This window comes from Clostridioides mangenotii TR (genome assembly GCF_000498755.1).
Taxonomy (GTDB): Bacteria; Bacillota; Clostridia; order Peptostreptococcales; family Peptostreptococcaceae; genus Metaclostridioides; species Metaclostridioides mangenotii_A.
In genome coordinates, this window is record NZ_AXUS01000041.1 from 1 (window position 1) to 7905 (window position 7905).

Here is a 7905-nt window from a genome sequence, read left to right on the forward strand (position 1 = left end):
AAATTTAGAACAAATAAAAGATAATAAATGTAGAGTTGGTTTGATACACTATAAACCAGAACTACTACAAGATACAAGTAATGGTATATTAGTAGAAAAGTTACTAGATCCAATGCAACAAGATGGTAAGATAGCTGCATTATATGTGAATATAGATACAAAAGAACCATACTATGAATATGAGGAAATCCCACCGACAAAAGAGGATATGCTAAAAGATGAAATAATAAAATTAAAAATACAACAAGAGACAGCAGACAATATAACTGCAGATTTAGCGTATGAATTAATGATGTTAAAGGGGGCTAAGTAATGGATTGGTATAAATTAATAAAGTTGTTTTATCCAAAGAATTGGGATATAGAAAGAGTAAAAGATGCGGTAGAGTTAAACAACATAACACTAGAAGAGTATAAGGAAATAACAAACGTGGACTATATTAAGTAGTCTTTTTTTATGAGTAGATATAAATAGAATATGTTTTTAATTTAGAGTTAGGATTAAATTCCAAGCTCTTTTTTATTAAATATAAAGAGGTGAAATATTTGGATATTACAGTATTAAATAAAAAAGTTAATAATACTCCTAATAATACCAATCTAGTGCTAGATAATTTAGAGAAAGAGATTGGATCAGGACTAAAAATTATAAGAGAAGGCAAAGACGAATCTGATATTTGTACAATAATAAAAGTTTATGACAATGAATTATTGATAAAGAAGTCAACGTTATCAAATATTGATGAAAATAATAATTACCTAACTCAATCAGTTGAATACTTTGAAGACAATGGTGAATTACATTCTGCAAAAACATATGATTTAATTTATGAAAATGGAAAATTATCTTCGTTAACTATGAATGGTCTATTATTTTATCATGGAATAATTGGAGGAGGAAATGGAGTAGTTGGAGCTGATGGTAAATCAGCATATCAGATAGCTAAAGATAAGGGTTATATAGGAACTGAGTCTGAATGGTTAAACTCACTAAAGGGGGAGGATGGGGCATTTGATCCAACAGTAGAGTTTGATGAACTTAATACAACGCACAAAACGGTAATAGGGGCTATTAATGAAATTGAATTGAATATTGAAAGTTTTGATGTGGTTACCAAAGTTGATGGTAAAGATATCACTCCGAAAAGTATAGTTGCTGAAACTATCACCGTTGATGGTATAGATCTCAATCAAGAATTTAAGACTAATAAGACTTCCTTAATTGATTCGATTAACGCAATAAAGGCGGTGTTATAGTGAAAAAGAAAGATATTGACAAAGCAAGGCTGGTTTGCGAAAGAGAGCTCACGCTCCTTCGTGAATCTTTAACAGAAACGAATGCGTTACTTGAATCGTCTAAAAGCGATATTGACGAACAGGCTCGTTTAACTGGCGTTAAAAATGACATTGTATCAAATATAAATAAGTATGAAAAGATTCTTGAAGAGGTTAATTTCGTTACTAACGCTCTATATGAAAACACTCCATTACCTTCTAATACAAAGCTTGGTGATATTATAAACGAATATAAATCGTATCTGAAGCGTTGGAACTTAATCGAATTAATATTGCTAGTTCGTTAAACGCAAAAGGAATAATAACTTCTTCTGATACAAAACTTAGCGGCGTTCCGGAACAGATAGCTAAACTCCCTACACTTAGTGGTGATCTTACGATTAATCCGCCTAATGTTGGTGCGATGATAGATACGAAAGATCGAGAATATGACGTAACGAAGATTAATACTACTTTAAATTATCCTGATTCGCCCAACCCCTTAATCAATACGTGGAATTATTTTCCACACTCTGACTGGGTTCGTGGTGTTGCGGTTGATAAATATAGTAACGTATATAGTTGTGGTGATGATAAAAATGTTGTAAAACTAAATTCAGATGGCTCTACTCAATGGAAGTTTATTCCACGTGACGCATTGGCGTTGTTTGCAATTGCTATTGATAATAATAGCGAATTTATATACACTTGTGGTAAATCTAAACATATTAACAAAATAACACCTGAAGGTAAAAACGTTTGGTCGTTTACTGGTCACACAGATTCGGTTCGTGACGTAGTTGTTGGTCTAGACGATTATATATATAGTTGTAGTAACGACAAAACTGTTAGAAAAATATCTTCTGATAATTCTGAAATATGGTCTTTTTCTGATAACGCTAGTTCAATGACGTGCGTTGCAGTTGATAAAGACAGTAATGTGTATAGTATCGGTACTGAGCGAAAACTTAAAAAGATTTCCTCTGATGGTGCCTTAATTTGGTCAAAGCCATATCATACTGATATTGTTTCTGATCTACAAGTTGATGATGATGGTTTTGTTTATACTTGTTCAAGCGATAAAACAATAAAAAAAATATCTCCTGATGGTGATTTGGTTTGGAGTCATTTAGGTTCAGCATATAGTAACTTTGGTACCATTTCTATTGATAAATACGGTTTTGTTTACGGTGGTTGCTTGGGCGTTGATAATAAGATCAGAAAAGTCTCTCCTGATGGTGATTTGGTTTGGGAAGTTAATGGTGTTAATATGAGTATTCTTAGTATGGTAGTCGACACTAATCAGTTTTTATATTTTGCTTCTTCTAACTATGGTGTTTATAAGCGTTTCGACAATTATTCAAAAATAATTGAAATGGATTTAAAAAGAAGGTAGGTGATCGTTTTGGTTAACGAAAATAGTCCAATGGTGGACATAGCACTGGAAGCGAAGGATACAAGTGACGATGTTAGGCAAACTATCTTGGCAATCGAAGCGTCTGTAAAGCACGTTGATAATACGGTGGTAAATATGCCGTTGAGTGGCGTGTCTGATTTTATTGATAATTATCCAACTCCTAAACCCGAGGTCGCTCCTGGGTTTGTCGGGTATGCGGTTGATACAAGTAAGAACGAATATGATATTACGCATATATACAAAAAACAAGTTTACCCACCGGCTCAGGAAGAATTTTTTCAATATAACGGGAATGTTCAATTATCTGAAAACTGGACTAATATTGAGATGTTCAATGACTCAGTTACAATACAAAGAAATGATAATAAATTCGTTTTTTCTACTCCTGATGGTGTTGAATTTAAGCGTCTAACTTTGCCTTATTCGCCAAGTCATACTTTTATGTTACATGGTTATGACAATGGTTATGAAGATTTATATATGATAGGTGCGGAGTACAATTCTACTGGTTCTAAATATCGTGTTGAATGTTACAATAGCCAAGGCGATTTAGTTAAAACCGTATACTTTAAAACTAAATACTATTTTTATCATGGCTTTGCATTCAATGGCGAACATTTTTATAGTATAAGCCGACATGATAGCGGTGCTGATCGTTATCTTGATAAATATAATGCTGATGGCACATATGTCGATAGCATTAAGCTTATTGATACTAATATGGAAATTATCGAGATCACTGCAAACTACGTATTATGCTTTGGTCTTACTATCAGGACAAAATGCTTCGTTTATACAAAAGAGTTAACTTTTGTCATCGATATTCCCACTGGTGTAACAACTAGTGGTAATAATTATAATAAGTCTATTTCCTTGTTTGGTTTTGATCACGTGTACATTCGTTTTACCAACTACGTTCTGCTTATTGATTTGGTGAATAAAACATCAAAAACCGTTCAAAGCGGTGTTAGTGGCACTTTAATTTCTTACTTTGGATCTTATTGTCTCGTTATGCTTAACACTTATTTTTACAAATTCGATCACAACGGTGATAAGTTTCATATAACAAAACCAAAAGCTCCTACTGATTTCTTTGGTTTATCGTCAAATGGTTCGATGACAATGGGTGTCAGAGGCACTGGCGGTTATTCTTACACAGATTTAGCAGACAAAGAGCTCACTTGTTTAGCGAAGAAAAGAGGTTAATTATGAAAATAAATATGAATCAAAGAAACTTCAAATATGGAGACGTAAGATGATCAATCAATAAATAAAATACTATCTTTTCAAGAGTTAGGTAAATACCTAGCTTTTTTTATATACAAAAAATAAAAACGGAGGTTTTAATATGGATATAATTAGTTTTATACCAGAGCAGTTATTAATTTTAGTAGCTGCACTCAATGTAATTGGATTCGCATGTAATAATTACCCTAAAGTAAAAAATGATTTTATACCACCTATTTTATTTACACTAGGGATTGTATTTAGTATATCGATGCAGGGTATTTCTCCTGGGGCAATGCTACAAGGCATATTATGTGCAGGAGCATCTATGGGATTATATGATGCATATAAACCATTAAAAAATAAAGATAATTAAAATATAATACTATTAAAATTAGGAGGAATTCAAAAATGGAACAAATAGGATCAGAGCTTATAAATTTAGGAATCGCAGGGGTAATAGCCTACCTTCTAATTAATAACGTTTTATCTGAAAAAAAAGAAGATAGAGATTTATATAGACAAAGTGTGGACACCTTTACAGAAGTTTCTAGGCAGTTTGCAGACAGCATACAGGGTCTTAGTGCTAGAGTTGAAAATGTAGAAAAAGGTACTGACAGAATAGAACAAAAACTTGATAATATTATAAACAACAAGGAGGAATAATTTATGAAAATATGTATAATAGTAGGACATAGTATACTAAAGAATGGGAATTGTACAAGTGCCAGTGGGGTGGTTAATGAATATCAATATTGTAAGGCTCTTGCCCCAGTATTGGCAAATATATTAAAAAAAGAAGGGCATATAGTAGATGTGATAATATGTCCCGAGAAACAATTTACAGCCTCTACACAAGAAAAATCTTATAAACTTCCAAAAATTAATGGGAAAAAATATGACCTTTGCCTTGAATTACACTTAAACAGTTTTAATAAAACTGCAAAAGGGGCAGAGGTTTTATATGTCTCAAATGCAGGTAAGGTATATGCTGAAAGAGTTATGAAAAAGTTAGCTACAAAATTTACTAATCGTGGGGCTAAGCTTAGAAAAGATTTATACATATTGAATGGGACAGACTGTCCAACTATTTTATTAGAAACTTTTTTCTGTGATAATGCTTCCGACTATAACATTGCAAAAAATACAGGATATGAATATGTGGCTAAATTAATAGCTGAAGGCATATTGAATAAAACAATATCAGAATCTCAAGGAGGTAATACGATGCGTAAGAATTGTGTTTTATACGATGGAACTATAGATTGGCATATAGCTAACTTATTCTCTTGGTACTTAGAAGATTGTGTTGTAGTTAAAGTTGATGATTTTAAATCTTATACTGCAAATAATTTATATGCCATCGGCGGAGTAACTGTAAAGAAATTAAAAGAGAAAAACTTACCAGACAAATACACAGCGTTCAATGGAGTGGATAGATTTGAAACAATTGATCTAGCTATGGCTTTTGCTAAATCTAAAAGACAATAAAATGACAAATAATGAAGGGTTGCTAAATGCAGCCCTTTTTATTTTTGCTAAAAAGGAGAGGATTTAATGGCAAAAAGAGGTAGAGTTTATAATAGAATATATAATGAAAACATATGGAATGAAGTTAATCAATATAATAAAATTTTGATGGATGACTACTTAATGGAAATGAGAGCGCAAAAGAAAAAGAAGACTACAATTGATCAGTATAGAAATGATTTGAGAATATTGTTTATATATATATTTAAAAAATTAAATAATAAAAGGATTTGTGATCTTAAGAAAAAAGATTTTAGGAATTACTCGCTTTGGCTATCTGAAGAATGCAACATGTCTAATGCTAGAGTTAACAGATTAATGAGTGCTCTAAGATCAATGTTAGAGTTTGCATCTAATGAGGAAGACTATGAGGACGATATCGCAATAAATCACGCATCTAAAGTAAAAGGACTACCTAAAGAAGAAGTCCGTGATATAGTATTTCTCTCAGATGAACAAGTAGAAAAAATATATAATTATTTAATTGAGAAACAAGAATATCAGAAAGCTTGTTATATTGCCATGTTATATGATAGTATAGCTAGAAGAAACGAAATATTCCAAGTGGAGAAACATAATTTACTTGATTCTAATAAAACTAATAAAGTAATAGGTAAAAGAGGTAAAGAATTTTGTTTACTTTATTTTACTAGGACACAAGAGGCATTGAAACTATGGCTAAACCAAAGAGGCGAAGATGATATATCTTCACTTTGGGTAACTCAGAATAATCCTAAAAGGGCTGCATCTTATGAGACACTATATAATTGGATCTTAGAATTTTGTGATATCCTATGCGCAATAGAAGATAAATATATTCCTTTTAATGCCCATTCATTTAGACACTCAGGATTAGAAAATTATTCTACTGGCGATCATTATTATTGCAAAATACTTGGAAAGAAATTTGAACTTAAGGAATTGCAATTATTGGCCAACCACAGTGATATGTCAAYWASARWTTCRTRWTWWMMWATRMRMRWKARAAGATAWAKWTMTTCCTTTTAWTGCCCAWWCMTTYAGACACTCAGGATKAKAAAAKKATTMTWMTRRMRMTSWKWATTTMKTCAAAYATATGTTTGACTTTTKCATTTAAATTTGTTATACTCTTTCTTATAAAAGGACACGAAAGTACGTTCTTTGAATTTACTAATCCSTTCAATTTTTYAGATTAACATAGATWYWKTYKYRWCMWYWAWTMWYTAWATKWSRAWTKARGKATAKYATTMAYKKTKRAKWMWASMACYWTTWRWWWGWYTTWWTGMMYTKGWAWYTGTYMYMWYTKYTWAKGAWRKWYWYGAASYAYRWWGSWWWSAATTWAMWAATCCYSTKGMTRTWWYWACSMTTCMTATCAAAWTAGTTTTAGAACAAAATATAGATTTTGTAATTAAAGTTGATGAAAGACTAGAATATGATAAAGATTTATTAAGTAGTACAATTGTAGGAGATTTTTTAACCATTAGCCAAAATGAAGACTATTCGCAAAGAAAATTTCTTTTAGTTTATAAAAATAGTAAATTAGAAGTAATACATAAAAACGCTAATGAGTATATAGATAAAGATATTCTTGTTATAGGCAATGTTACTGCTTCTTTTAGAAACTTTAAATAATATAAATCTATATTTATAATTATTTATTAACTCCCCTAAGTTTTTAAAAAATTATTTAAAAAGCGACCTCATAGAATCGATTCTAAGCTATTTTAAAAAGTTCTTTGAATATTTATACCTTGTATTTTAACCTATAAAGAAGCTACCCGATGCTTTATTTATTTCTTTCTGACTAACTCTTATATATCTCTGAGTAGTCGCTATAGAACTATGATTAAGCAATTCTTTTACAAGCTCTAAGTTATTATTGCTACGTTCATATTGCATAGTTGCATACATTTTTCTAAAACTATGTGTGCTTATATTTTCTAGACTCAAATACCTACATATTATTCTTAAATAATGTCTTATTGTATAATCTGAAATTGAAATAAGATTATCATCTACCCGTAGCCCCTTATTTAAAGCATATTCGCTTATCATGTATGAAATATTTGGGTCAATACTTCTATACTGAAGCTTTCCAGTTTTCTTTTCTCTAATTTCTAACTTATCTCTTTTAAAGCTACCAACTTTTAATCTGAGTACATCTGATATACGCAACCCTAAATTTGCTTCAAGCATAAGTGCCATTGAAGTTTGAAGATTGGGATTGATTACTTTTTCTTTGCCATTTTCTATATATGTAAAACCTGTGTTTAATAACTCGATTATTGTTTTATATTCATCGAGCTCTAAAGGTCTTGTGGCCATAATATCACCTCATTTATATTATAGCTTTAATTTACGGTTTTAGCTATATCTATTTACGTTTTTAGAATATTACTTTTCAGCTTTTCCGATAAAACGTTGAAATAAAGCCGTTTTGTGGACTAATTGTTGTTTACGGTTTTCATTAAAAGCGTA

Annotated in this window: 10 protein-coding genes and 1 pseudogene; 10 read left to right on the top strand and 1 reads right to left on the bottom strand. The window is 30.8% G+C overall.

What is annotated here, in order from left to right:
• The 10 genes and pseudogenes from T473_RS18650 to T473_RS0114620 form a co-directional block, all read left to right on the top strand.
• Positions 1 to 313 (top strand): hypothetical protein (locus T473_RS18650; RefSeq protein WP_024622547.1); only part of this gene is annotated, 313 nt, incomplete at its 5' end.
• A complete protein-coding gene (locus T473_RS17920) occupies positions 313 to 447 on the top strand; it encodes an XkdX family protein (RefSeq protein WP_077173636.1) in 135 nt (44 codons plus the stop codon). The genes T473_RS18650 and T473_RS17920, both read left to right, overlap by 1 nt.
• Positions 448 to 545: 98 nt before the next feature.
• Complete coding sequence (locus T473_RS18800; RefSeq protein WP_024622402.1) at positions 546 to 1256, top strand: hypothetical protein; 711 nt, start codon at positions 546 to 548, stop codon at positions 1254 to 1256.
• Complete coding sequence (locus T473_RS0114590) at positions 1256 to 1582, top strand: hypothetical protein (protein WP_024622548.1); 327 nt, start codon at positions 1256 to 1258, stop codon at positions 1580 to 1582. The genes T473_RS18800 and T473_RS0114590 overlap by 1 nt, the downstream gene beginning before the upstream one ends.
• Positions 1583 to 1938: 356 nt before the next feature.
• A complete protein-coding gene (locus T473_RS17470; protein WP_161627581.1) occupies positions 1939 to 2670 on the top strand; it encodes an outer membrane protein assembly factor BamB family protein in 732 nt (243 codons plus the stop codon).
• Positions 2671 to 2679: 9 nt separating this feature from the next.
• Entirely contained in the window at positions 2680 to 3897 is a 1218-nt protein-coding gene (locus T473_RS0114600; RefSeq protein WP_152522322.1) for a hypothetical protein, read from the top strand.
• 142 nt (positions 3898 to 4039) lie between these two features.
• Positions 4040 to 4294: a phage holin family protein gene (locus T473_RS0114605; RefSeq protein ID WP_024622551.1), complete on the top strand. Its 255-nt coding sequence runs from the start codon at positions 4040 to 4042 to the stop codon at positions 4292 to 4294.
• A 35-nt stretch (positions 4295 to 4329) separates the two neighbouring features.
• Positions 4330 to 4584 carry a hypothetical protein gene (locus tag T473_RS16980; protein WP_024622552.1) on the top strand — a complete coding sequence of 85 codons (255 nt, stop codon included), beginning with the start codon at positions 4330 to 4332 and terminating at the stop codon, positions 4582 to 4584.
• A 3-nt stretch (positions 4585 to 4587) separates the two neighbouring features.
• The gene (locus T473_RS0114615) at positions 4588 to 5409 is read left to right on the top strand and encodes an N-acetylmuramoyl-L-alanine amidase (protein ID WP_024622553.1); all 822 of its coding nucleotides are present in this window, start codon (positions 4588 to 4590) and stop codon (positions 5407 to 5409) included.
• A 66-nt stretch (positions 5410 to 5475) separates the two neighbouring features.
• A pseudogene (locus T473_RS0114620) lies at positions 5476 to 6531 on the top strand (tyrosine-type recombinase/integrase).
• 654 nt (positions 6532 to 7185) lie between these two features.
• On the opposite strand, the gene T473_RS0114630 reads toward T473_RS0114620, so the two are convergent.
• Positions 7186 to 7752 (bottom strand): tyrosine-type recombinase/integrase, encoded by a 567-nt coding sequence (locus tag T473_RS0114630; protein WP_024622555.1) that lies wholly within the window; start codon positions 7750 to 7752, stop codon positions 7186 to 7188.
• Positions 7753 to 7905 lie beyond the last annotated feature (153 nt).